This window comes from Marivirga sp., assembly GCF_051117495.1.
Classification (GTDB): Bacteria; Bacteroidota; Bacteroidia; order Cytophagales; family Cyclobacteriaceae; genus Marivirga.
In genome coordinates this window covers 169918-196472 of sequence record NZ_JBNPEF010000014.1, presented here as the reverse complement: position 1 = coordinate 196472, position 26555 = coordinate 169918, and the positions used below count along the sequence as shown (strand labels likewise).

General features: G+C 33.6%; 22 protein-coding genes, 1 rRNA gene and 1 other RNA gene. 11 read left to right on the top strand and 13 right to left on the bottom strand.

The window, feature by feature from the left end:
- The first annotated feature begins 8 nt into the window (after window positions 1-8).
- Window positions 9-120 (top strand): 5S ribosomal RNA (rrf, locus tag ACFE0M_RS08460).
- Between the two features lie 62 nt (window positions 121-182).
- Here rrf and dnaE read toward each other — a convergent pair.
- Window positions 183-3140: a DNA polymerase III subunit alpha gene (dnaE, locus tag ACFE0M_RS08455; RefSeq protein WP_434545321.1), complete on the bottom strand. Its 2958-nt coding sequence runs from the start codon at window positions 3138-3140 to the stop codon at window positions 183-185.
- A gap of 141 nt (window positions 3141-3281) precedes the next feature.
- Here dnaE and ACFE0M_RS08450 point away from each other — a divergent pair, with 141 nt between their 5' ends.
- The 3 genes from ACFE0M_RS08450 (at window position 3282) to ACFE0M_RS08440 (ending at window position 6981) form a co-directional block, all read left to right on the top strand.
- Window positions 3282-5075 carry an SLC13 family permease gene (locus ACFE0M_RS08450; protein ID WP_434545320.1) on the top strand — a complete coding sequence of 598 codons (1794 nt, stop codon included), beginning with the start codon at window positions 3282-3284 and terminating at the stop codon, window positions 5073-5075.
- A 300-nt stretch (window positions 5076-5375) separates the two neighbouring features.
- Window positions 5376-6113: a phenylalanine 4-monooxygenase gene (locus tag ACFE0M_RS08445; RefSeq protein WP_434545319.1), complete on the top strand. Its 738-nt coding sequence runs from the start codon at window positions 5376-5378 to the stop codon at window positions 6111-6113.
- A gap of 220 nt (window positions 6114-6333) precedes the next feature.
- Window positions 6334-6981, top strand: a complete 648-nt coding sequence (locus ACFE0M_RS08440) for a protein-L-isoaspartate(D-aspartate) O-methyltransferase (protein ID WP_434545323.1) — start codon at window positions 6334-6336, stop codon at window positions 6979-6981.
- 53 nt (window positions 6982-7034) lie between these two features.
- Here ACFE0M_RS08440 and ACFE0M_RS08435 read toward each other — a convergent pair whose 3' ends face one another.
- The 3 genes from ACFE0M_RS08435 to ACFE0M_RS08425 all read right to left on the bottom strand — a co-directional run bounded on the left by ACFE0M_RS08435 (window position 7035) and on the right by ACFE0M_RS08425 (window position 9623).
- Entirely contained in the window at window positions 7035-7667 is a 633-nt protein-coding gene (locus ACFE0M_RS08435) for a carbonic anhydrase (RefSeq protein ID WP_434545318.1), read from the bottom strand.
- 11 nt (window positions 7668-7678) lie between these two features.
- Entirely contained in the window at window positions 7679-9256 is a 1578-nt protein-coding gene (locus ACFE0M_RS08430; RefSeq protein ID WP_434545317.1) for a SulP family inorganic anion transporter, read from the bottom strand.
- Between the two features lie 100 nt (window positions 9257-9356).
- Window positions 9357-9623 (bottom strand): hypothetical protein, encoded by a 267-nt coding sequence (locus ACFE0M_RS08425; RefSeq protein WP_434545316.1) that lies wholly within the window; start codon window positions 9621-9623, stop codon window positions 9357-9359.
- Window positions 9624-10036: 413 nt separating this feature from the next.
- Here ACFE0M_RS08425 and ACFE0M_RS08420 point away from each other — a divergent pair, with 413 nt between their 5' ends.
- The gene (locus ACFE0M_RS08420; RefSeq protein WP_434545315.1) at window positions 10037-11065 is read left to right on the top strand and encodes a glycosyltransferase family protein; all 1029 of its coding nucleotides are present in this window, start codon (window positions 10037-10039) and stop codon (window positions 11063-11065) included.
- Here the strand turns inward: ACFE0M_RS08420 and ACFE0M_RS08415 are convergent.
- A complete protein-coding gene (locus ACFE0M_RS08415) occupies window positions 11026-12495 on the bottom strand; it encodes an SDR family oxidoreductase (RefSeq protein ID WP_434545314.1) in 1470 nt (489 codons plus the stop codon). The genes ACFE0M_RS08420 and ACFE0M_RS08415 overlap by 40 nt on opposite strands.
- A 142-nt stretch (window positions 12496-12637) precedes the next feature.
- Between ACFE0M_RS08415 and ACFE0M_RS08410 the strand changes: the two genes are divergently transcribed.
- Entirely contained in the window at window positions 12638-13117 is a 480-nt protein-coding gene (locus ACFE0M_RS08410; RefSeq protein ID WP_434545313.1) for a hypothetical protein, read from the top strand.
- Here ACFE0M_RS08410 and ACFE0M_RS08405 read toward each other — a convergent pair.
- On the bottom strand, window positions 13110-14366 hold the full coding sequence (locus ACFE0M_RS08405) for an aspartyl protease family protein (RefSeq protein WP_434545312.1): 1257 nt from the start codon (window positions 14364-14366) through the stop codon (window positions 13110-13112). The genes ACFE0M_RS08410 and ACFE0M_RS08405 overlap by 8 nt on opposite strands.
- 23 nt (window positions 14367-14389) lie before the next feature.
- Here ACFE0M_RS08405 and deoC point away from each other — a divergent pair, with 23 nt between their 5' ends.
- On the top strand, window positions 14390-15040 hold the full coding sequence (gene deoC, locus ACFE0M_RS08400) for a deoxyribose-phosphate aldolase (protein WP_434545311.1): 651 nt from the start codon (window positions 14390-14392) through the stop codon (window positions 15038-15040).
- Here deoC and ACFE0M_RS08395 read toward each other — a convergent pair whose 3' ends face one another.
- Both ACFE0M_RS08395 and ACFE0M_RS08390 read right to left on the bottom strand, forming a co-directional pair.
- A complete protein-coding gene (locus ACFE0M_RS08395) occupies window positions 15041-15544 on the bottom strand; it encodes a hypothetical protein (protein WP_434545310.1) in 504 nt (167 codons plus the stop codon). It lies immediately after the preceding gene.
- A 71-nt stretch (window positions 15545-15615) separates the two neighbouring features.
- The gene (locus tag ACFE0M_RS08390; protein ID WP_434545309.1) at window positions 15616-16011 is read right to left on the bottom strand and encodes a hypothetical protein; all 396 of its coding nucleotides are present in this window, start codon (window positions 16009-16011) and stop codon (window positions 15616-15618) included.
- A 97-nt stretch (window positions 16012-16108) separates the two neighbouring features.
- Between ACFE0M_RS08390 and ACFE0M_RS08385 the strand changes: the two genes are divergently transcribed.
- On the top strand, window positions 16109-16582 hold the full coding sequence (locus tag ACFE0M_RS08385) for a cytidine deaminase (RefSeq protein ID WP_434545308.1): 474 nt from the start codon (window positions 16109-16111) through the stop codon (window positions 16580-16582).
- 48 nt (window positions 16583-16630) lie between these two features.
- Here ACFE0M_RS08385 and ACFE0M_RS08380 read toward each other — a convergent pair whose 3' ends face one another.
- From ACFE0M_RS08380 to ffs, 5 genes are all read right to left on the bottom strand, one after another.
- A complete protein-coding gene (locus ACFE0M_RS08380) occupies window positions 16631-21619 on the bottom strand; it encodes a T9SS type A sorting domain-containing protein (protein WP_434545307.1) in 4989 nt (1662 codons plus the stop codon).
- Window positions 21620-22026: 407 nt separating this feature from the next.
- On the bottom strand, window positions 22027-22740 hold the full coding sequence (locus tag ACFE0M_RS08375; RefSeq protein WP_434545306.1) for a cell division ATP-binding protein FtsE: 714 nt from the start codon (window positions 22738-22740) through the stop codon (window positions 22027-22029).
- Window positions 22741-22788: 48 nt separating this feature from the next.
- Window positions 22789-22992 (bottom strand): fructose-6-phosphate aldolase, encoded by a 204-nt coding sequence (locus ACFE0M_RS08370; RefSeq protein ID WP_434545305.1) that lies wholly within the window; start codon window positions 22990-22992, stop codon window positions 22789-22791.
- Window positions 22993-23209: 217 nt separating this feature from the next.
- Window positions 23210-23866: a fructose-6-phosphate aldolase gene (gene fsa / locus ACFE0M_RS08365; protein ID WP_434545304.1), complete on the bottom strand. Its 657-nt coding sequence runs from the start codon at window positions 23864-23866 to the stop codon at window positions 23210-23212.
- Window positions 23867-24101: 235 nt separating this feature from the next.
- Window positions 24102-24199, bottom strand: an RNA gene (ffs, locus tag ACFE0M_RS08360) — signal recognition particle sRNA small type.
- Between the two features lie 162 nt (window positions 24200-24361).
- Here ffs and ACFE0M_RS08355 point away from each other — a divergent pair.
- Genes ACFE0M_RS08355 through ACFE0M_RS08345 form a run of 3 tightly spaced genes read left to right on the top strand, consistent with a single transcriptional unit; the run spans window position 24362 to window position 26532 of the window.
- Complete coding sequence (locus ACFE0M_RS08355; RefSeq protein WP_434545303.1) at window positions 24362-24796, top strand: hypothetical protein; 435 nt, start codon at window positions 24362-24364, stop codon at window positions 24794-24796.
- Window positions 24797-24802: 6 nt separating this feature from the next.
- Window positions 24803-25945 carry a DUF3883 domain-containing protein gene (locus ACFE0M_RS08350; RefSeq protein ID WP_434545302.1) on the top strand — a complete coding sequence of 381 codons (1143 nt, stop codon included), beginning with the start codon at window positions 24803-24805 and terminating at the stop codon, window positions 25943-25945.
- Between the two features lie 29 nt (window positions 25946-25974).
- Complete coding sequence (locus tag ACFE0M_RS08345) at window positions 25975-26532, top strand: RusA family crossover junction endodeoxyribonuclease (protein ID WP_434545301.1); 558 nt, start codon at window positions 25975-25977, stop codon at window positions 26530-26532.
- The last annotated feature ends 23 nt before the right edge of the window (window positions 26533-26555 follow it).

Sequence of the window (26555 nt, the reverse complement as noted above, 5' to 3'; positions counted from 1 at the left end):
GACAACTTTATGGTGACTATAGCGGTGGGGTACACCTCTTCCCATTCCGAACAGAGAAGTTAAGCCCACCAGCGCTGATGGTACTGCCGTAAAAGGTGGGAGAGTAAGTCGTTGCCAACTTTTATTTTAACCCTGATAGGTATGCCTGTCAGGGTTTTTTTATGCCTTTATTTTTTTGATATCTATTCTATAACATATTCAGGATTTAGCCAGCCCTGTTTCTCCATAGATTCTACCTCTACCATAGGATAGGTGAAATCCAAGACTACCTTGCCTTTAATACTGTAAAAGCCTTTGCCTCTAAATGGATATTGCAAGCTTATTTTTGGAAAATGGACAGTGTCAAAGGTATTCTCAAAAGAGTCATGGAAAGTGCCAAAATACATTGTTTCACTATTTTTTGTTGAAGTCCTTTTAATGGTTACCATATAACCGATGAGATGTACTTTTTTATTGATTTTATTCCTCAGCTCATTAGCAAAAGTATCTGGTTTAATGTTGATATTGATCAACAGAAAGGGATTACATATTGGGTAATCCAATATCATTAATTCATTAAAAGCTTTTTCTAGCAGAGTGGTTTTCATTTCAGGGAGGCTGTAATTGACAACTTCTTCCTCGAATAAATTTCCATTAATGGTTTCTTTCTTTTTTAGGTATAATGAATATGCCTTCCAAAGAAGATGTTTATTGGGTTTATTAAAGGTATTAAAAGCCCCAATCTTAATTAGTATAAATAGTTGGTCTTTTTTAATGGGTATTCTAGCCTTGAAATTCTCCATGCTTTTATAAAAACCTTCTTTCCTTCTTTCATTTTGAATGCTTTCCCCTATTTTTCGTTCAAGTTCTTTAATGTGTATAAATCCCAGATAGATTTTTTTTCCTTCTACTCTTGTGAGATAATTGCTTTTATTAACACAGGGGTTAATAATCTCAGCCCCTGCCTTTCGGGCTTCATGAATGTAAAACTCTGTTTTATAGAAGCCTCCAAAATTATTGATAACCCCAACCATAAATTCTACAGGGTAATGTGCTTTCAGAAATAAGCTTTCATAACTTTCTACTGCAAAACTAGCAGAATGTCCTTTTGCAAATGAGAAACCTGAAAAACTCGATATCTCAAACCAAACTCTTTGAATTACTTTCTCATCATATCCTCTTTCACGACAATTTTTGAAAAACTGATTTTCTACTTTCTCAAATTCCGATCGGGATCTATACTTACCCGACATTCCTCTGCGGAGAATATCAGCTTCACTTAATGTGAGTCCGCCAAAATGGTGAGCCACGCGGATCACATCTTCCTGATAGACCATAACGCCATAAGTTTCTTTCATCAGCTCATCCATGATGGGGTGGATGGATTCATAATTTCCGTTGCTGTGATGACGCTCAATGTAAGTTCGCATCATGCCAGATTGGGATACTCCCGGTCGGATAATGGAACTTGCCGCCACTAAAGTGATGTAATCTTCGCATTTTAATTTTGCCAATAGCATTCGCATGGCAGGGGATTCTACATAAAAGCACCCCATGGTATTGCCGTTTTTAATGAGGTTTTTAATGGCTGGATCTTTTTCCAGCACTTTAGTATGTATTTTTCTAGGGTCTATTTTTTTATCTTGATTTTCTTCAACAATTTTAATAGTATCTTGAATATGGCCAAGACCTCTTTGGCTGAGAATGTCATATTTATATATGCCAATATCTTCAGCACTGTACATATCGAAATGGGAAACCGGAAAACCTTTGGGTGGCATCTCTGTGGCAGTAAAAGCATAGATAGGTTGTTCCGTTATCAACAGTCCTCCAGCATGAATGGATATGTTGGCAGGAAATTCTTTAGCTACCATGTGCTGTGTGTAGTGCAGAATTTTTCGCATATAATTATCCTTGTTTCCAAGATTTGGATTTTCGGATAATTTATCTATTTCACTCTTCGGAAGGCCAAATACTTTGGCTATTTCGCGTAACATCATGCGGAATTTCATGGTGGTGTGTGTTCCCAAGAGGCAAGTATTATGAGCGTCATGTTTGTCAAACATATATTGAATGACTTCATCCCGGTGTTGCCAAGAAAAATCAATATCAAAATCGGGCGGAGAGGTACGGGATGGATTTAAAAAACGCTCAAAATATAAATCCAAATCAATAGGATCCACATTGGTGATGCCAAGACAATAGGCGATCATACTGTTGGCACCGCTTCCACGGCCGACATGTGGAAAGCCTTTTCTTTGAGCAAATTGAATCATATCGTAGGTGATAAGATAGTAGGCTGTAAAATCTTTCTGCCGTATGATTTCCATTTCCCTTTCAAAACGTTCGGTCAATACAGCATTTTGCTTTCCATATCGGTTTTTAAAACCTTTTCTTGCTTCTGACTCAAAATAATGCCAATCTTCTATGGCTGACCCCAGTAAAGAGCGTTTGTTTTTAGATTGTCCAAACTGAATTTCGAAATGACATTTCTCCAAAAGCTTATCTGATTGTGCTAGCATAAATTCAAATCCTTGAAATTGCTTTAGCAAAACCTGCTTTGGTTTCATGAATTCAGAGGGTTGAGCTTGAAAATTTTTATCCAAACGGCTAAGCAATTGGTTTTGCTGAATAGCTCGTAATAAGCGATGCATATTAAAGCCAGTTTTATTTTTGAAGGTAATGGGAGATAAGGCTAATAATTTTTCTTTTTGAAATTTATGGTGTTGGTACCTTAAACGATTGAGTTCTTCTGGTTTTATGCCAATGAATTCATTGGTGCGTAGGTTTTCTGGAGCTGTATGCATAGGATAAACGACTGCAACATTATCTGTAAACCTAGGCCTGCTTTGCAGGGGTAAATCATTTCGGTTGTAATAAGATAGAAAAGCATTAAGTTCTTCAAAGCCTTGATTATTGCGGGCTATACCAATATATAATAGTTGCTCTTGCTTATGGAACTCAATTCCCGGAATTACTTTCAGAGGATAGTGGCTATAGTCATTTTTTAAGTAACGAAAAACTTCAATATAAGCCGCTGTACTATGGATATCAGTTAATGCAATTTGATAAATACCATTTTCAATGCATTCTAATATCAGTTCTTCAGGAGATAAAGTACCGTATTTAAAGCTAAAGTGAGTGTGGCAATTGATGTACATTTACTAATATTTTTAGTAAAATTACTAAAAATATTAGTTTAATTTCAACTCAATTTAGCTTTTATTTTAGTGAATTTAATTTCTCTCAAATTCAAAATAATTTCTTGTTTTAAAAGCTGTAGCCTCATATCTTCGAAATCTATGGAGCTATCTTTTATCATCACCATTTTAGTTATATTATCTGCCATTGTTTTATTTGCTACCGAAGCTGTTCGAGTTGATATAGTGGCAATTGGAGTGATGGTGGTTTGGATTATTTTTGGAGTTTTAGAACCTGAGGAAAGTTTCAAAGGCTTTGCCAATAGTGCTACGCTCACGGTAACGGCCATGTTTATATTGAGTAGCGCACTGATACGGGCTGGAGTCATAAAATTATTAGCTCCTTTAGCTACTCGTTTGTTCAACAAATCTTATAGTGGAGCCATTTTGGGAATGAGTTCAGGGGTGGGCTTGCTATCTGCATTTATTAATAATACACCTGTTGTAGCCACTTTTATTCCGATTGTTTCGAAAGCGGCCAAGAAACTTAGGTTACACCCTTCTAAATTTTTAATACCATTATCTTATGGTGCTATTTTAGGAGGAACCTGTACTTTAATTGGAACTTCCACCAATCTTCTAGTAGCAGGAATTGCTAAGGATAAAGGCTTCGATGGAATCGGTTTGTTTACTATGGCTCCTATTGGTTTAGTGTTTTTGATAGTAGGTTTATTGTATTTAATGTTTGCCGGAAAATATTTGTTGCCAAAGGAATCCCAAGTTAAGCCTTTGCAAGATGAAAGCCAGATCAAAAAATTCTTGACAGAAGTTAAGATAAAAGAATTGCCAGATGAGAAGAAGGGGATTAGTATAGAAGGATTATTCAAAAAAAAGGATTTAACTTTTGAAGTACAAGAATTAAGAAGAGAGGATAATACTATCAAAAATCCAAATATGGATACAAAGCTCCAGACGGGGGATGTGATGTTGATTAAAGGGGCGCTGGATAAAGTGAAAAAAGTAGTAGCTGATCAGCATCTATCCATAGTGAAATCTATAACGGATAAATATTTTCCTGAGGAAGAAACTAAGGTGGTAGAGGTGATTATCATGCCCGGAACTCATTTAGTAGATAAAAAATTAAAGGATATCAGTTTTCTAAAAAACTACCATTCTCACTTATTGGCTATTAGGCACAGGGGTAAACGTAAATTCAGCGATATGGAAAATATCCGATTGAAAGTGGGTGATATTCTATTGTTACAAACCAGCAAAAAAGGTCATGAATTATTGCAAAAAGCAGAAAGTAATCCTAATGCCCCTTTTTTATCTGTTAGGGAAAGTGATTTGGATATACCTGATAAAAATAAGCTCTACATATCTGCTGTTGTTTTAGCTTTAGTAATTTTGACTGCTACATTTAATATTCTCCCTATAGTGGCTTCTGCTTGGGCTGGAGTGTTTTTGTTGGGTATTTTCAGGATTATTAGTATGACGGATGCCTATCGTTCCATAGACTGGCAGGTGATTTTTTTACTGGCTGGTTCGTTAAGTTTCGGTACAGCGATGGAAAAAAGCGGTTTGAATGAGTGGTTGGTGACTAATTTTTTATCATTAACGGAAAATCAGACGGCCCCATTCATTATGATAGCCGGTATTTATTTGGTGACCATGATATTTACTGAAATTATGTCCAATAATGCGGCCGCAGCTTTAATGGCTCCACTTTCTATGTCCATAGCAGAAGCCTTGGGATTCAGTCCTTTACCTTTTTTAATAGCGGTTATGGTAGCAGGAAGTGCCAGCTTTATGACGCCAATTGGTTACCAAACCAATACTATGGTGTATAGTGCTGGTAACTACCAGTTTAAAGATTTTTTTAAAATTGGGGCTCCACTAGGCATTATTTTTTGGATAATTGCCTCACTTTTGATCCCTGTATTTTATTCTTTTTAAAATAAATTTAAAAAATTAAAGATGTTTAACTTCGATTTCTTCTTTTAGTTAGAGTTTAATGTTTTTTAGAATTTCATTTGTTTTTAAGTTTTCCTCTATTACTTTTGTTAAAATGAATTTTACGCACAACACATATTATTACTATTATCAAGCCCCGAAAGGAATCGGTAATGGTAGTGTTATGCATTTTATGTAAGACATATTTCAAATAGAAAATATACCAAGCCCGGTTCCAATGGAATCGGGCTTTTTTTATGTCCAAATTTTAAACACTAACATTAAAAATTAATTATTACTATCATGGAGCAAATTTATGACAATTACACAACCGAAGACCAAGAAGTATGGGGCATCCTTTTCGGAAGACAATTTCAAAATATCAAAAAAGTAGCCACTAAAGAGTTTGTGGATGGGATTGATAAAATTCACTTTTCTGAAAATGCTATTCCTAATTTTAAGGAAACCAATAAATACCTAAAAGAGCTTACAGGGTGGCAGGTGGCCGCAGTCCCTGGTATAGTGGATGATGACAAATTCTTTGAATTATTGAGCAATAGAATTTTCCCTGCTACTACCTGGTTAAGAAAAAGAGAACAGTTAGATTACCTAGAGGAGCCAGATATGTTCCATGATGTTTTTGGGCACATTCCCTTGTTGACTAATCAACCTTTTGTTGATTTCTTACAAGGGCTTGCAAAAATTGGCTTAAAGCATTTGGATAATGACTGGGCGATTCATCTTTTAAGTAGAATATACTGGTTTACCATCGAATTTGGTTTGATAAGGGAAGATGGAGATCTACGAATTTACGGAGCTGGAATTATTTCTTCACCGGGCGAAACTAAATTCTCTATTTCAGATGAACCTGAGCATTTTGATTATAATGTGGAGTCCATCATTGATAGTAGTTACAGAAAGGATAAATTCCAGACCAAATACTTTATTATAGATGATTACGAGCAATTGTACAGCTCACTTCCTTTAATCGAAAAAGTAATAGAAGATAGATTACAGAAAGAGCCGATAAGTATTCCTTAGAAATTGTATGTTACCGCCAAAGCGGTAATATTTGACTATTTGATGGTGAGAATATCTTTAAATGTAAGGGTATCAATCTACTCCCACTTTTTTGTTTTTTCACCAACGCTTTATAGAATGCTTATCTCATTAAACCTGTCAGATTTTTAAATCTGACAGGTTTTTTTATTTGAAGTTTTTCCCTCTTCCTATCCTGATTTTTTCCTAAGTTTGAAATATGATGGAGGACAGCTACAAACATCAGGGTATGCGCAGAAGATTGATTCAAAAACTGCGAGAAAAAGGAATTCAAGATGAAGGTGTTTTGAATGCCATGGGGAAAGTGCCTAGACATGTATTTTTTGAGAATGCTTTTCTGGAACATGCCTATCAGGATAAGGCTTTTCCAATTGGACACGGTCAAACTATTTCCCAGCCTTACACTGTAGCTTTCCAAACTGAATTGTTAAATGTAAAATCAGGCGATAAAATACTTGAAATTGGTACAGGGTCTGGCTATCAAGCTTGTGTTTTATGCGAATTAGGGGCAAAGGTTTATACTATAGAATATCAGAAAGATTTGTATGAGCGCACCAGAAGATTTTTACCAGAGATGGGTTACAAACCTCATTTTTTTAGTGGTGATGGTTCCAAAGGTTTACCAGCTCATGCGCCTTTTGATAAAATAATAGTGACAGCTGGAGCCCCAACTGTACCCAATTCCTTAATAGAACAATTATCTGTAGGCGGTTGTTTAGTGATTCCAGTGGGAGATGATAATATCCAGCAAATGCTTCGGTTAACTAAAAATTCAGAGAGAAAAATTTCAAAAGAAGTATTTTCCAATTTTAGTTTTGTGCCCTTGAAAGGCGAGGAAGGCTGGAAATGAAATTATGAATAAACGACTTAGCATTTAAGCTAAGTCGCTTTAAATTATAGATTCTAGTTAAAAGTGTAAATAGATTTTTCCTTGAAATCTTTTTCAGCTTCTACTTCTAAATCTTTTAAAAGTCCTTCTTTTAGGTCGTAAACCCAACCATGTATTTGAAGCCCATTTGATTTAATGCCTTCCTGAACATAACTTGTTTTATAAAGATTGTAAACTTGTTCTTTTACATTACTTTCAACCAGTCGGTTTACTTTTCCTTCTTTATTTTCCGCACTATCTACAAAATCTCTATTTTTCTGATAGCTTTCCTTAATGTTCATTAACCATGAATCAATAAGGCCTAAACTTTTGTTTTCAAGTGCTGCTGCAACGCCTCCACAACCGTAATGACCACATACAACCACATGTTCGACTTTCAAAACCTGAACAGCATATTGCAATACAGACATTAAGTTATTATCCGTATGAACTACCATATTGGCTACATTTCTATGGATAAATAATTCGCCAGCTGAGGTTCCGGTCATTTCATTTACTGGTAGGCGACTATCAGCGCATCCAATATATAAGTACTTTGGGCTTTGGCCTTTTGCATGATTTTCAAAATACTGTGGGTCAAGATTTAATTTTTCCTCAACCCATTTTTTATTGTTTTCAAATAATTTTGAATAATTCTGTTGTTTCATAGTTAATTTTTTTATTTAAGACTATATCTTTTATGAAATTCATCGAATCCCAATAATTCTACTTCTACATTTTTATATTGAGCACCCTCATTTGTATATAATTCAATAGCTTCAATTACATCAAAATCTATATATTTTGTTTTTCTTGCATCAATGATCACTTTTGAATTTTCAGGGACTTCATCCAATGTTTTTACCATACTGGCTTTATTCAAAAATGTGACTTCATCCGATAAAACTAATCTGATAGGCTCATTTTCTTTATGACTATCCTTATCAAAAGAATAAGAGTTCTTCATGTTTTTAATCAAAATGTTAAAGAAGCCAACTAATAAGCCAATGATAATACCAATTAATAAATCGGTAAAAACTATGGCTACTATAGTGATTACAAATGGGTAAAATTGAGAGGGGCCAATTTTATACATTTTTTTCCAGAGTCCGATATTGGCTAATTTATATCCTGTTACGAGTAGAATTGCTGCCAAACACGCATAAGGTATCATATTGATAATTGTTGGGATTACCAGAATAGCAAGTATTAATAAAATACCATGAAGGAAAGCAGATAATTTTGTTTTTGCTCCTGAGTTGATGTTAACAGTACCTCTGACAATCACTGCTGTCATAGGTAAACCTCCGATTAAACCTGCAATAATATTACCAACACCTTGAGCTTTCATTTCCTTGTTCAAAGGGGTTCTTCTTTTCTGTGGATCTAATTTATCAACTGCATCAATACTCAATAATGTTTCTAAACTTGCTACTATGGCAATTGTAATGGCAGCAGTATAAACAACAGGTTTACCTAATACACTCCAATCTGGAAATAGAAATAGATCGCTGAAGGATGTTTCTTCGCCCAAGACAGGAATAGTCACCAGATGTTCTTGAGATAAAGCCATTCCATTGTTCAATGCCATAAATAAAGCATTAATTCCGACCCCAATTAAAACAACTACTAAAGGAGCAGGGATGGATTTTATACTTTGAATCTTTATGTAATTCCAGCCTATCATAATTATTAAGGAAACTATTGATATGATAAAGGCAGTCTGATCAATATTATTAAATGCTGAAACTAGTGCTGATATAGCGTTTTCATCATTGTTTTGCCAAAAATCTAAATCACCTAGGTAATCCTCGTCATATCCGAAAATATGCGGGATTTGCTTAATAATAAGTAAAATACCGATTGCAGCCAACATCCCTTTAATAACGGATGATGGAAAGTAATTGCCTATAGTACCAGCTTTTAAAAAACCTAATATTAACTGAATAATACCAGCTAAAACTACTGCAACTAAAAAGCCTTCAAAAAAGCCTATATCCTCAATAGCATTGTACACTATCACAGCTAATCCTGCAGCTGGACCCGAAACAGCTAATTGACTACCACTTAAAAGTGACACAACTATCCCTCCCACTATTCCTGTTATTAATCCAGAAAAAAGTGGGGCGCCTGATGCTAATGCAATTCCTAAACATAATGGCATGGCTACTAAAAACACCACTAAACTTGATAGGGAGTCGTACTTAAAATGTTTGAAAGTAACGCCAGTGTATTTTGTAAATTTTGATTCACTCATTGTTAATCAATTGAATTTTAATTTGTATTAATAAAATTTTAAATGATAGTTTTGAACTATCTGATTAAATAGAAAAAGTTTGATAAGGAAACTATTTGAATTATAGTTTAGGGGGTGGTGTGGTATTTAGGGCCGAAATAGACTGGTAGTGAATGGAATGAAAAAAATTATTGACTAGCGATTCATGAATATTGTTATAGACAGATGCTCTAAATAGTCCTAAAGCTTTTAAGTTAATACTATTATTTTCATCCTCATTGGTTTCTTTGGAAGATTCCTTGCTTTCTTCCTCAAAAATATTCAGTCCACTTGTTGATTCTTCTCCCAAAATATTATTGGTTACTTCTTTATTCTGTAAGTCTTCCACAGCGTTTAAGCATAGCTGGGGTATGAAAGCCACATTGAAGAGACAAACAAAAAAGAATACCGATATGGTGAATTGAATAGGTCTCACTAAAAATCTTACTTAATAATTCAAAATTAAGTATTAAATTTTTAAATAAAGAATATAAAATAATTAAATGGTAAAATCAATTTGAAATCAATGCCAAAAATGGAAGGTCATAATTCATGATTTCATGATTTTGGGTTGATATTTAGTTCATTTTCCAGCTTTAACTTTCCTAAAAATTAGTCATGAAATAGTAACAAGCCCTGCATACCAACCGAAATGAATATAATAGGTCGTTGAAGTTTGGTGGATTTGGCTTTTGAACTTTGACTATTATCCCTTAGGGATCCCTATGGGGCATGTGGCAACTTTAGAATAATTATATATACATGAAAATATTATATGCTATTCAGGGCACGGGAAATGGCCATATCAGTAGAGCAAAGGATATTATTCCAATTTTACAACAATATGGTGAGCTCGATATATTAATAAGTGGTACGCAGGCGGAAGTGCAATTGGGTTTTCCTGTTCAATATCAACTATATGGTGTGAGTTTTATTTTTGGTAAGAGGGGAGGGGTTGATATTCTCAAAACTTTGAAAAGCATCAAATTCTTAAAGTTTTTCAATGAGATATGGAATTTGAATGTTCATCAATATGATTTAATCATCAATGATTTTGAACCAGTTTCAGCTTGGGCTTGCATATTTAAGGCAAAAAATTGCATAGGTTTAAGTCATCAATCAGCTGTTATCCATCCATTTTCACCTAAGCCTCGAAAAACTGATTGGCTGGGCTACTTGATTTTAAAATATTATGCACCTGTCAATCAATCTTATGGGTTTCATTTTAAAACCTATGCGGATAAAATTTATACTCCTGTCATTAGAAAAGAAATCAGGGATTTAAAAACTACAGAAAGTAATTTTTATACAGTTTATTTACCTGCATACAGTGATGAAAGAATCATAAAAGTTTTATCTAAGTTAAAAGCAAGCTTTAAAGTATTTTCAAAACATAGTATTGATAGCAGAAATTACGAGAATATTGAAATTATTCCAATTAACAATCATCTTTATCTTAAGAGTTTAGCAGAATGTCAAGGAGTTATTTGTGGTGCGGGATTTGAAGGTCCCGCTGAGGCATTATTTCTTCAAAAGAAGTTATTGGTTATTCCAATGAAAGGGCAATATGAACAACATTGTAATGCGGCCGCTTTGCAAAAAATGGGTGTATTAGTTTTAGATTCTTTGAATTTGAAATATTTAGAAGAATTGATTGCTTTTATTCACAAAGAAGAAAAAACCAATCTCGATTTCCCAAATCAAACTGAAGAAATTATCCAAAATATAATGTTTGAAAATGTAAAATCTAATTATGCAGCTACTGCTGAGCCTTTTTTATTTTCTCGATGATGAATGATTCTGTTCATCATACCTTTGAATATAAATTCATGAAATAAATAAACACTATACCAATATAATCTTCCAAATAAGCCATGTGGCCTGAAGGTGGCAGTTTGCGAAATTTTATTTTCACCATCTTCATTCGTAACCTTAAATTCCAACCATGCTTCACCAGGCAATTTCATTTCAGCATATAATAGTAATCTACCTTCTTCTTTATCGGCAATTAAAACTCTCCAAAAATCCAATGAATCACCAGCCACTAATTGATCGGGGCTTCTTCTGCCCCTTCTGAGGCCAACTCCGCCTACAGCTTTGTCCATATAGCCCCTGATTTTCCATAGGAAATTCCAATAATACCACCCCCTGTCGCCACCAATTTCCCAAATATTCTGTAAAACTTCAGAATGGTTTCTTTTGAATGTTGAACTTCTTTTATCAACAAAACAACCATAGGTAGGAACTTGAATAAATTCCATTAGTTCGGTATTGATTTTTGAACTGGCAAAAGCATCTTTCCAACTTGAAACCACCTCATTTTGTGCTATCCTGTCAAAAGCCATTTTGACAGCTTCACTGTAAGGTATAAGTTCTTCGGGTACAATATTTTCAATTCCTTTGTTTTTTACTATCACCTCATTTTTCATACTATCCACCAGACTACTTGCAATTTTATAGCTGGTAGCGGTTACAAAATGTAGCCAATAGGAGCTTAACCTAGGCGTTAGAACAGGGAGGGTGATAATATATCTTTTTAATCCTCTAACTTTAGCAAAGATCAGAAGCATTTCCTTGTAGGTCAGAATATCTGGCCCGCCAATATCATAAATTTTTCCATAAGATTCTTTTTTACCAATGATGCCTGATAGATAGTTTATTACGTTTCGAATAGCTATTGGCTGACATCGAGTTCTCAACCATTTTGGGGCTACCATTACGGGTAGTTTCTCTACTAAATCCCGTATAATCTCAAAGGATGCGCCTCCAGAACCAATGATAATGGCAGCGCGTAATACTGTTAATTCAGCATTGGCTTGTGCTAGAATGGTTTCTGCATTTTTTCGGGAAGATAAATGTTTAGAAAGTGATTCGTCATTTGAAATGCCACTTAAATAGATGATATGTTGGCAGTCAGTTTTGTTAATAGCTTCAACAAAATTTTGAGAGGTATCTTTCTCCATTTGTTGAAATTTATCTGATGAACTGCCCAATGAATGTACTAAATAATAAGCGGCCTCAATATCTTTAGGTAAGTCTTGTAGTTGTTCCGGCTTAAGTAAATCTGCCTCATAAAATTGAACTTTTTTGATAAGTTTATCTTCTATTTCTATTCGTCTTTTATCCCTAACGAGGCAAATTACTTCATGTCCTTGCATTACCAATACTGGCAATAGCCTTCTGCCTATATATCCATTCGCTCCTGTCAATAATATCTTCATATTTATACTAAACCGTTCTCTGTCCGAAATGTTGTATATCGTGTTTGTCGATGAAAATTGGTCTATGGTAGAATAATGATAGCGAAATTAAATGGGCTTTATTATATTTGATTAATATTTAATTGTATTTAATTTAGTTGCCATGAGAGGATTTAATGATAATAACGTCAGGGAAGTTGCAAATTCCAATAATGATATCAATGTACTTTTGGTAGGGAATAATCCTTTGGAGATGAGTATTGTTTATGAAAAACTGTATGATCTAAAGGATAAGATCAAGAGAATAGAGACGGCATTTTCTCAAGCAGATATGTTGAATAAGATTCATCTAACGCATCCTAATTGTATTATTTTAGATGATAATTTAGGACTTAAACCTTTAAAAGCAATTATTAAAAATGTAAATGAATTAAGTAAAGAAGCAATATCGATTACACTTTTAAAAACACATAATAAGCAAGAGGTAACCTCAGGAGTACAGGAATACATTTTGAAAGATGGAATTGATAGTATCAGAATTTATAATGCTTTAAGGAATGCCCTGAAATTCAAAAAAACGCAACAATTTTTCAGGATTAAGTATTATTCAGGAAAAAGGAACATTAAAAGATTATTTATATAAAAGCTTTTAAATAAAAGGTAAATGATAATGTTTGCTCTCCTCTTTTAACTTTTAGTCTTATCTTCTTGCCCTCTTTTTTGCTCAAGGTATCATTAATTTTTTGTAGGCTTAAATCTTTACCAGAGTTTCCGTTCAAGCTTATTATTTTATCATCTTTTCTTACCCCAGCCGAGTATGCCGGTGTGCCTTTTCTTACTTTTTCAACTTCATAATAGGGTTCTAAAAAATATTCACCTTTAGCGACCACCGTCATTCCACTCATATCGTGATCAAAGTCTTCCCTTATGAGGCTATTTCTCCTGAGATATAATTTTTCATTTCCATAATCAAAAAACAACCTGAATCTTTTAAGCACACCCCCGCCAATGGTTCCATTTCTTCCAGTACTTTTTATGATATCTTGATATGCACCCGAATCGGGATAATTTGTCACAACATTTTCCAATGCATATTTATCGATACTTATCTGGGGGATTCTTGCGGCATGACCTTCTATAGTTCCAGCAATACCAGCTCCTAATATATCGCGAACATTTTTTTCAGGTAGTTGTATATACTCACTGCTATTTTTATGTAGCATCAAAGGATGGGAGGCTCCAGTATCTATCATTAGTTTACTGATTATTTCGGTGGAATCATTAAGTTTGAGTTTCTGGAAAATGTAGGGTTTATTTTGCTCTATTTTCATATCAATTGACTTATAAAAAAACATTGGTCTATTAAAATATTCAGGTCTGTAAAATTTCATTACCTCATTTTTATAATCAATCCTAACGATAAAATTTTTAAAGAAATCATATCCTAAAATTCCATGGATTTTTATTCCTAAAGTTTTTTGAAGGTTTAAATAATCTTCTTTTAAGATTAATAATGGAATATTGTTGCCCGTAATGTTTTTTACTTTTATACTAGTTCTGTTAACAATATATGCCTCCACTTCCTTAATTCCTGCAGCTCCTATTAAAGTTAATTTTCTGTCCGGCTCAATATCTAAAAAATCGCTGTAAGTTTTATCAATCAATACAGTATTGGTTACGCCTGTATCAACAATAAATTTTAATGGGATCACTCCTTCAAAAAGAACATTTACGATGATAAGGTTACTGATTAATTCAAAAGGGACAGTTGTACTTCTTTTATTGTCGTTTATTTCAAAACCGAATTTTAAATTTTGCCCTGAAACCTTTTTAATTTCAGTGGTTAATAGTAGTATGGATACAAAAGCATAATAGATATACTTTTTTGTCATAATTTGATTATAATTAGATGGATATGAGAAATATACAAAATTACATTGAGCATACGAACCTTAAACCCACAATAACTTCTGAAGATATTGAAATGTTATTAAATGAGGCGCAAGAAAATAATATTTTCGGGATTTGTGTTCCCCCATTTTGGGTGAAAAAGGCAAAAAGAGATATTGGCAAAACAAACATTAAATTAATTACGGTAATAGGATTTCCTTTGGGTTATCAGATGAGTCAAACAAAAGAGGCAGAAGCGATTCAAGCCATAAAAGATGGAGCTGATGAACTTGATATGGTTTTGAATATTTCAGCTTTCAAATCAAAAATGATGTGGCCAAAAATCGAAATAGCAAAAATGGGAAAGCTGGCCCATGAAAAAAATAAAATATTAAAAGTAATTATTGAGACAGCATATTTGAGTAAGTCGGAAATTATAGAGGCTTGCAAGATATGTGCTGATGCCGGTGCTGATTTTGTCAAGACATCAACAGGATTTGCACCAGAAGGAGCTAAAGTGGAGCATGTTGAATTAATGCGTTCAGTCTTGCCAGATCATGTGGGGATTAAAGCTAGTGGAGGGATAAAGACTTATGAACAGGCTATGCAATTGATTGAAGCAGGTGCTGAAAGAATAGGTACATCCACAGGGCCGGCAATATGTTTAAATCAATAGCTAGGCTATCTTCATTGGGACTATTCCTTTGTATTTATAAATCTTGATACCGAAATGATCTGAGATATAGTTTTTTAATCTGGAATAAGCCAATTGAGATTGCTTGTTATCAGGATAGAAAATGGCAGTCTCCAAAACTGCTTTCAAAAAATATTTGGATTTAGAGAATTCAATTATCCAATTTTTGTAGGCAAGTGACCAATCTTCCTTATATTTTTCTTGGTGATCTCTTCCGTCAAAGAGCAATTCAAGTTGATTTGAGCTATATCTATATCGATAATATCCGGCAAGTTCATCATAAAAAACTGAGAGTTCTTCAAGATTGAAATTTTTGGTGCTAAGAATTTTGTTGATGGAACTGTCTTTAAGACCAAGAGGATTGTAGCGCAGTAGGTATATTTCTTTAACAATTTCAACCATTTGATTCATCAAAAAATCTTTTTGCTCCATTTGAGCATTCTCTAATAAGTAATTTTTATCAAAAGGAAAAAATCTGCGCTTCATTCAATTATATTTTCACAAATATATAACCAAATCCATAAAAACAGAAGGCTTTTTGATCATTAATGGCCTGATTAATGTCGAATACCACATTCTTCACAAAATTTCATTTTTTCTGGCGGTCGTTTTTTAGGCTTTTTTTTATGACCAAAATAAGTCCAATCTGAATATTGTGGTTTTTCCATTTCCTTGGCTTTTTTGCGCTTTGCTTTAGCATTCCGCTTCATTCTTTCCTCATATTCTTCCACCAATTGATCTCCCCAACTTACTTTTTGCTTCTTTTTAAAAAGCCCAAAAAACCAAGTATCCTGGTTAGGCTGAGGCCTTTGTCCATAATTTGACCTTTGTTCTGGGTTCAAGCTGGAAGGGTCTTGCTGACTATAATTTGGTTGGGATCGATTTATGGATTGCTTTTGGCATGAAGCTAAAAGTAAACCGCTTACAATAAATACAAAACAAACTTTATTCATATCTTCACAACGTATATCTTAAAAATTATTGTATGAAATAAATGAACTTAATTTTATGGAAATAGTATATTGTAATCCATTATAATCTTAAATTATTGTGAAGAAAGAAAAAATTCAAATAGAATATAATACATTTAATTCAATAGAAGAGCTATCATCTGAACACCAAAAATTATGGCATTTCGCATTAGAGGCTCGTCAATTTTCACATTCACCTTACTCCAACTTTACAGTAGGAGCAGCTATTGAACTGGAAAATGGTACTATAATTACTGGAACTAATCAAGAAAATGCATCTTTTCCTGCAGGCTTATGTGCAGAAAGAACAGCCATGTACAGAGCGGGAATTCAAGCTCCTGATCAAAAATTTAAGCGTATAGCAATAGCGGCAAGCCGAAGAGATGCTGAGCAATTGGCAAGCGCACCGCCATGTGGAGGTTGCAGACAAGTGATGCTGGAATTTGAAAAAAGACATCAGCAAGGTTTTGAGATTTTATTTACCAATGCGGATGGAAAGTTTGTATTAATCAATAAGCCTACTGATTTATTTCCTTTTTCATTCGTGTTTTAAACTACTTCCACATTAGAAAACTCTTCAATGCAAGTAGTTTTAATTGAATTATTCCTTTATCATTTTAGACATTAAATAATTGCCTTTTTCATCTTGCAATCGAAGAATATAAGTTCCTGGATCCAAGTGTTTTAAATCTATAGTGGTTTTTCCTGTCAATAGTTTTATTCGTTCATTAATCACCCCTTTCATATCAAAAATAATCAACTCATTAACTTTTGTTGTATTTTTCAATTTAAGGTTAAGTTCGTTTTTAACAGGATTGGGATAAAACCTAAAACTCATGGACTCATTAGGAGCATTTGAAGTCACCCTGCCTGTTTCGGTAACTTTTACTTTGCCATCTTCCACCAAGGCTTCTACATTTACAACTTCGCCTCCTTCACCGGTCAAATTAAAATCGATATCAGAAGTTTCATCTACTTCCACACCTGGGTATTCCATTCTTATCCGGTAATCACCGGCAGGTAAATTAGGTAATGTGAATTCACCATTTTCGTTCGTTTTCACATAAGCGACCAATTCATAATCATCATCCAATAACCTTAAGTTACTTTCTGGCCTAGATGAGCCAGTCAATACTCTTACACTTACCCCCACTCCGCTTACTCGTCTTCTTGGCATTACTCTTAGGGTGGTGTCGGCCTCTTCAAATTCTTCTTCAATGATACCTGAGATTTCTGAGCCTGGTTCGGTTAAAGGCTCTGGCTCTTTTTCAACTTCAATAGTGACATTACTAGTGTTATCTTGCAAGAATAAAGTATCAGCGAGTTGCCAATCGAGCGTATTCCCTAAGTAGGTGGGGATTAAATTTGGGTACTGCTCCTCATCTGGATCCGCTAAAATGATATAGTCACCTAAAATGAGATTTTCAAAATTAAATGTATTAGAACCATTTAAGGCTTGAACAGCAGCCGTATCATATTTATTGGCATAAGGATTAATTGCAAATAGTCGAACAGTACCTTCGTTTAAGTTTATATTGTCAATGTCAATAACATCACCTGATAAATTCGCTGCTATTGCTTCATAAGGAATATAGGTTCTATGACTTCTTTTACCCGACTCATCAATTGCTACAAATATCAAATCATAGGTCTCATTAGGTTGTATGGAAGACCGATTAGGTAAAAACTCGACCTCGAGATCTTGAGAATCATCAAATCCATTTACATTAAATGGGCTTGAGGACTGATTATTCCTTCTATAAAGATATCTGACTTTTGTGATATTATCTTCATTGTTAGATTTTACATTTAGTTTTGCTGATAACCTTTCTCCTATTTCAATATTGTAAATAGAAGGAACTGGCGGTAGCCCACTAAGTTTGTAAGGGTTTTCTCCTGCAAAGGCACCTTGAGGTAAATTACCATCTATTGGGATATAATCGTTATCAATAGTGAAATTTCCACTAGAATTGGTGAAGAGCCCTTCATCAAATGTAATATTATTTTCGAAGGTATTGGCTCCGCTTCCTTCTACTCCAATAATGCTATTGGAAAAGTTTAAATCATTAATACTGTCTGATATGAATCTTATATTGTTATAATCAAAGACCATATTATTGAGGCTACTTTTATCAGTTGAAATAATATCAAAGAAGGTATTGACAGTGTCTATAATATTATTGGTGACTGTGAAATCGTCATAGGACCGGTTTACATTTTGTACAGTAGTGGATGCGAATTGTAAGTTGCTTATTATATTTCCCTTAACTGTTATATTTAAATGTTTATCATTAAAACCAAGTACTTGTAGCCTATTCCCTTCAATGACAATATTTTTCAGTGTGTCAGGAGCAGATGAAGATTGATTGTTGAGTCTTAAACTTTGCGTTGAAATTCCGTAAACTTTACTCCCATCAGCTGTTGCGGAAAGATCAAGAAAATTAATTTCTGCCGGTTGGGTATTGAATTGGGTATTAGGGTTTTCTTGTAAAAAGTACCCAGGTCCAATAATCACCCTCAAACCGTCAATAATACCTCCAGTATATTGCGTATTTGAACCAGCAATATAAAGAGTATCCCCAGATTTAGTAGCATTTATAGCTTGACTTAAATTTCTAAAATCAGCAATTGTTCCGGGTCTGTTATCTATATACCAGTTTGTTTTCCCGCCAGCGATTTTTAAATTTATGGGGGCGGAATTTAATGTCAAATCAGGAAGATCGGGATGGGTTGATCTTAATACGTATCTACCTGATTTCGCAGTAGAGAAGTCTTCAACAGTTATACTAATGTTAGTAGCATTAGATAATGTATCTCCGTTTAAGATCCACTGAAAATTACTGTTTTCAAATGCTTCTATCTCACTGCTGATTTCTTGAGTTGATCCAATACCTACCTCAATATTTTGTGTGTTGCCTATTGGCTTTTGAGAAGCATAATTGAAAATATCAAAGTTAGCCTGATAATTTGGAAGAAGATCTGAAAACTGAAATTGATTGCCTGCCACAACTAATTCATTCATACTACTAGAGACACTGAAATCAGGTAATGAAGTAAAATTATTATTTGAAATGTTAAGTATTCTTAAACTATCTAAGTTGACAAATGCCTCCGGTAGGTCTCCTGTCAATAGATTGAAAGAGATGTATAATGCATTCAAATTACTTAATTGAGCTATATTTTCTTCCGTCAGATTCCCAGTAAAGTTGTGTCCACTTATTCCATACGACTCCATAAAGGTGGCATCAAAAATAACTTGTGGAATTTCTCCCCCAATTGGTTTCGTCTCATCAATATGGTATGACCTTAATTGGGTGAGTTGATCTAAATCTTCAGGGATTTCAGTTATTAAAGAAGGATTATTCCAAACATATATTTGTACGATGTTGGGCAAGTGAATTAAATCAGGAAATGTGCCAGTGAAATTATTGGAATTTAAATCGATAAAAGTCAATGATTCCAAATTTTCCATTTCGATTGGTAATTCATTTCCTAAATTATTGTTAGAAAGGTTTAGACTACTCAAATTAACTAATTGACCTATTGATGTGGGAACACTCCCTTCTAAATTATTAGAGTTAAAGTCAAGTTCTGTCAATGCTGTGAGGTTTCCAATGTCATTTGGTATGTTGCCTGTAATATTATTGTTTTGTAAAGCAATATCAGTCAATTGTGTGAATTGCGTTATCTCATTTGGTATATCTCCAGTTATATTACAATCATGGACACGTAGTCTTCTTAAATTAATTTTACCGCTTATAAGGTTTTCAAATTCTATGTCAAATTCAATATTGTTGTAAAGAAATATTTCTTCAATAGCTGTCAAATCTCTGAATGAAGAAGGTAAGCTTCCAGATAGATTGTTGGAATTTAAATCAATGGAAGTAACTCTACCCTCACCATTGGTTTGGATTCCGTACCAATCTTGTAGAGGGGCAGTTAACCAACCTGTACTGTCATTCCAGTTACCACCAGCTGTTGCTTGATAGAACTCAACAAGTGCTAGCGAGTCTGCTTGTGAATTGTTACCAGTATTAATGCGGATGGAATGACTTCTGCTTATACAATTGGATTCGTTTTCCACATCTACCCAGTAGTTCCCCACTTCAGTGGGAATATAGACAGAGTCATTAGCAGATTCTATACTGTCTCCATTATAATACCATTGGTAGTTTATGGGATTGCCATTGGAGCTAACTACCAATTCTGCATTTCCTGCCGTATTACCTCCTTTGTTTTCAAGATAAACCCAATCTTGTGGATAGTTTGCAGGATCAATAATTCCTACCGTCTCTCTTGTGCCAGGTGTTGCACTGTAATTTATTGCAGACAGGACAGTTCCATCCCCTCTATCAATAAGTGTTTTAGAACTGCTGAATCTTATGGGTGAAATCCATTCTGAATTTCCATCTGCACTAAATTTATGAAGTATTGTACGAGAGGAAATGCTATCTTCAAGTAATTGACCATCCATATAGATTTCATTAATCCCTCCATTATTTGCCCATATAGGAAAATAGATAGCATTTTCCGCCTCGTCAAACCAAGAATCATAGGCTAAATAATACCAATTGGTGGCCGCCATTTCATGTTCCCACACAGTTGCACCATCGGTCATGTTTAAAGCTCCAATCCATGCATCCGTTGTGTTATTGTCTTCACCACCACTTTCATAATGAACGGCAGCATAATGAATGTATCCATTGCTTTCATCAACATGTAACGGAAAATTCTCCAATCCGAAATCAGATTCAAAGAGGTGAACCCATTGAAATACATTATTATTGTCTAATTTAAATATATGTCCAGATTGCGTTCCTGTATAATTTGTAGTATTCCCAGCTACCACAATTGAATCTGCGTTGTAGATATTTCCAGCCACATACAGATTTCTACTTAAGTCTTCTTTGAGATTATAAAACTCCATTTGATTGGAGCCCAATATTTGGGTGAAATTAATAAAATCACCATTTGTGGGGTTTAACTCAAGTAAAAAACCAGTGCTTTGTTCGGTATTGACAAATTGTTGGGAATCTATATTTAAAGTGTCGGCAAAACTTCCTGAAATAAGAAGATTACCGTTTTGTTTTACTAAGTCTTCATCGAAACCGTAGAATACTCCTCTATTCATAGATGCAGGAAAGTCTTTTGACCAAGCAATATTACCATTATAGTCATACGCTTGCACATTGTAAATTAACCTACCAGTTTCATCTATATAAATAGATGGAATATATATTTGACTATCATCAAGTGTGAAGCCAGCATTTCTATATCCATTATTAAAGGATTCTGCTATATATTCATAGTCGTAATCTACTAAAAAGCTGTTTAAGAGATTACCATTAGCATCTATTTCAGCTATGACTTTAGCATACATTGAATCAACTTGACTAATGTAGGTTTGCCCACCGAGTTCCAGCGTATCAGAGACATTAATTATCCCAAAAATCCTACCAGAACTTTCATCTTTTTGTAATTCATCAAAATCAAAATCTCCTAAATATTGGTAAGTTTCATTTGTACATTGAGCATGAACAGTAGCGTATGAAAACAATAAAAAAATAATAGTGAGTAAACGATAATTCATAGTATAGATTTTTTAGCTATAAAATATGTGATGTAAATTGTCAATATTATTTTGATATTACATCAGTATTAAAAAAATAAGATTTTATTTAAAAATAATAACTTTTTATATTCTATGGTTTAATTATTGTTTTCTAAGGTAATGAAAATCAGATACTAATTGAAGTGGTGTTTGCAAAGTTACTTATAATTAGGTACAGAAGAATGGATGTTTTTCGACAAAATCAGGATTTTGTTAGATTAATATCCTGTAACCTTTTTAAATGTAAAATGCTATAGATTGTTGAGAGATTGTATTCCTACTGACTAATTAGGGCAGTGAAAATTTTCTTATTATAAATTGATTAAGAACTATTTGATGCCTGAATGTAAGTTTGTGCATCAAATGTAATTTCAATATTTTGAAGACTAATAATTACTCTTAAAATCAAAATCTTCTTTATCAGAATCCAGCAGTTTGCCTTGCTGGCATTTCAGTACCCTTGAAGGATGTGTATCTAAAAAGCTATGGTCATGAGTTCCCATTAAGATTGCTGTACCGCTTTTATTGATATCGGTAAATAATTTGAAAATTCCTTCTGAAACTTCTGGGTCTAAGTTTCCGGTAGGCTCATCTGCTATTAAAAGAACGGGTTCATTTATTAATGCTCTGGCAATTACCACTCTTTGTTGCTCGCCACCCGAAAGTTGATGTGGCATTTTATTATCAACTGCCCCTAATCCAACTCGCATTAAAACATCAGCCATTCTGGTTTTCATTTTGGATTTTTCTTTCCAACCAGTGGCTTTCATTACGAAATAGAGATTTTCTGCAACAGTTCGGTCAGCCAATAACTGAAAATCTTGGAAAATGACACTGATTTTCCTTCGTAATTGGGCTATCTGTTTTGATTTGATGCCATTGATTTTAAATCCTGCCACTTCCATTTGTCCTAAACGCAAATCTAAATCGGCATAAAGTGTTTTCATTAATGAACTTTTACCACTTCCCGTTCTGCCAATAAGGTAAACAAATTCACCTTTGCCAATGCTTAAGGAGATATCACTTAAAATGGCTTTATCTTCTTGGAAGATAGTAGCGTTTTCAATGCGTATTACGGGCTCGTTGGAAAATGAAGACATCTTTTATAGTATGGATTCTAAATTTTAGTTACACAAAAATAGTGTTATTTAAATATCTAAAGCTTGAATTTTACCGAAAGGTAATTCATTTATAATTTTTTCCAAGGCTTCTTCTTTACCTTCTAGTCCATATTTATCCATATTCTTTAATGGTCTGTCTGCCCTAAAATAGGCAATCAAGACAAAATCATTATCTCTTAGTTGGATATAATCTGGGATTTTGGCTTTGCCTTTTACTTTTATAATATACATAATGTGAGATTCCAGAGTCTAGAATCAAGAATCTAGACTAAAATTATTGAATGCTTTTCCAAAGTATTAAACTTTGGAAAAGCTGAAAAGTTAAAATATTTAAAGTAATTGAATCTAGATTTTTATCAACAGCAATAGGCCAGAGGCCTATTATTGTCAATTGTCAACTTACGGTCTAATATCTTAAATCTAACTTATTACTTGAAACTTATAACTATTATTGATTTCCTTTCTTATGATCTGCTAAGAATTGAGCTAAACCAGAATCCGTCAATGGATGTTTCAATAATCCAGTAATTACTTTCAACGGACAAGTTACCACATCAGCGCCCATATTAGCACATTCGATTAAGTGCATTGTGTGACGAACAGAAGCAGCTAAAACTTCAGTTTCGTAAGCATAGTTATCATAAATACGGATAATGTCTTCAATCAAGGTCAATCCGTCTGTAGAAATATCATCTAATCTTCCTATGAAAGGAGAAACATAAGAAGCACCAGCCTTAGCAGCCAATAAAGCCTGACCTGAAGAGAATACCAAGGTGCAATTTGTTCTGATTCCTTCTGAAGAGAATTGCTTAATTGCTTTCACCCCATCTTTAATCATAGGAACTTTCACCACGATTTTATCATCGATTTTGGCTAATTCCCGACCTTCTTTCATGATATTTTCGTAGTCAGTAGCAATTACTTCAGCACTTACGTTATTGTCAACAATATCGCAAATAGCTTTATAGTGAGCTTTGATTTTAGCATCTCCAGTGATGCCTTCTTTAGCCATAAGGCTAGGATTGGTGGTTACTCCATCCAAAACGCCCATGTCATAGGCTTCTCTGATTTCGTCTAAATTGGCGGTATCAATAAAAAATTTCATTTGTAGAAAGGTTATTTTGAATTCAATTAATCTGATGCAAAGGTAGGGTTTTAATCTGAAATTATCTTATTCATGCTTCCCTTGTTAGGTGAAAACACCTAACAAATATCCTTACTTAATTCGCCCACATTTGTGTCTTCACAAATGTAAAAAAAGAAATTTCAAGCCAATGATGCTTGATGTATAACTGAAAAAGCTTGAAAATAATATTGAATAACTGATAGGAGAGGAAATAAAAATGGCAAATCAACATCGCACCGCTACGACCGCCTACCCTTGCTACCTTCCGGTCCTGGGGGAGTTCAGCAGGAGCTGGTCGTGCCGATTTGCCGATGCAAAGGTAGGAAGAAGGATTGGAAATGTAAATAGGGGATTGGGAAAATATTTTAGGAAATTCGTAAGTGGCAATATATCAGACGTTTGCTATTATTTTAGATCCTGAGACTTTAAGAAATGCAATTTCTTTATACCTTTAGAGTAATTTAAAATTAACAAATGAACAGAACTACACTATTCAAGATATTTTTACTGTCAGGGTTAATGTTTTTTATGTCCTCCAAGATTTATGCTCAGAATGATAATTTTCTTGGAAGTTGGGTCTCTGATGAGCCAGTAGAAATAACCATTGATGATCAATCATTTATTTTAACAGGTATTGATTTCCTAAGTGCAAATGAATCTCCTAGATATAAAGGATGGTTAGAAGAAGCTGTCGCCTACGAAGAATTAATTGATGGAGAGATAAGAAGCGGATTGAATATATTTGTTTACAAAATTAATAAGAAAGAGTCTGTACTGACTCTAAAAGTTATTGAATCACAAATGGGAATAGATGAAGGCAGTCTTTTCAAATTTTCATTTGAGATAAAGGATGAAAAGCTTGAAATAATTTATAATAATCAAGATTTCGTATTAAAGAAGGATAAATAATTCTTCATGAAAAAATATAGATTAGATGATATAAGAAATAATGATACTTTTTTAAAGGCTCTCAAGAAATTGAAAAAAGATGGTGGGAGTAAAAATTATCATTCTGATGGTTCGGAAGTCATTTTTTGGATTTATGGAATCTATTTTGGAATTGTTTTTTATGCAATAGCTCCATATTATTTTTTTGCCACATCTGTTATTATCTTTATTATATACCTTTTATCTTCACAAAGATCAATTATTTTATTATCACCCTCGAGGAGGAGAAAATATCAGAAACTTGTTGATCTTAAAATTCAAGAATTAGCTCATGATGTGAAAGAATATTTTAGTACTACTTCTGTTGAACTATTAAAAAAAATTGAAACCACCACTAGTGAAAGCCAGAAGCACGAATTAATTTCACTATTTGTCTATAATAGGCAAAGATTAATTGAATACAGAAATTATAATCTTTTTGATCATGGCTTGGATTATCTACTAAAGCTTAAAATAGATGATTTCCAAAAAAGAATTCAGTCATTTTATGGCCTTACCAGCAATATTGCAATAGTAGAAGATAAGCTTTCGATAAAAGGAAAAAATAGGTCTAAATTAACTGATCAAGTACAAACCAGATTCAACTCATACTTACAGTTTTTAGGAACTGGAAAGAAAATAAAAGCTAAGGAGCAATCAATAGAATTGTATTCTGCTCATGTAAAGCAATTTAAAGTAGCAAAATTAAATTGGGAGGAAATAAATAAGAAAAGGGGAGATATAGGCAAAGCGGGGGAATTGCTTGTGATAAAATTCGAAACTGATAGATTGATAAATGAAAACCAGTTTGATTCATTAAAAGATTTAATCCATATATCAGAAACAGAAGGTGATGGTGCTGGGTATGATATTTTATCTGCTGATGATAGAGGTTTTCCTATTTATATTGAAGTAAAATCAACTACTGGTGGAGTGAATCAAAAATTATTCTTTTCAAAAAATGAAATTGATTTCATGAATATCCACCCTACCAAATACATGCTATACAGAGTTTATAATTTAGATATTGAAAATATGGTGGGAGATATCATGATATATAGAGGTAAAGATGAGATTTTGAAAAATATTAATTTAATACCTACATCATATGAAGGAAATTTCAAAATTTAGAGAATGTTAATTTATTAAAAAAATATTTAATGAAAACTCGTAAGATTCCTAGACTGAAAAAAGGTCAAAAATATTCTTTTTATGGAAATCCATTTTATGATGAAATATTAGTGTTTTTAGATCGTGTCCCATCTTCTCAAGAGAAATACAAGATGTCATCAACTAATCCTGGATTTTATGAAAAATACGATAAAAATAATGTTACAGAATTTTGCGAATCGATTAGAAAGCGCTTAATAATTAAAAAGAAAGCCTGGTGGCCTTTTACAGGATGTCTATTAGCAGTTGTAAATATATCAGGAGCAAAAAAGAATATTGATCATTTAGATTTAGATAATTTGTTGAAAACAATTTTTGATTCACTTAAAGGTGTGGTTTTTAAAGATGATTCTCAGATTACTACAGTTATAGCTGAAAAGGAACTAATGCCTGAGGCTACTGGATTTTGTGTTGGATTAAAAATGATTAAACCATACGAACATCTAGAATTCCTGCCTAGCTTGTTCTCAGGTGGTAACAACTTCTGGGAAGAAGAAAGTCTAAAAAAAGAACAAACAGGAGGGATTCTTAGTTTTGATGTTTACTAACATATGGTCGAAATACTATTCCA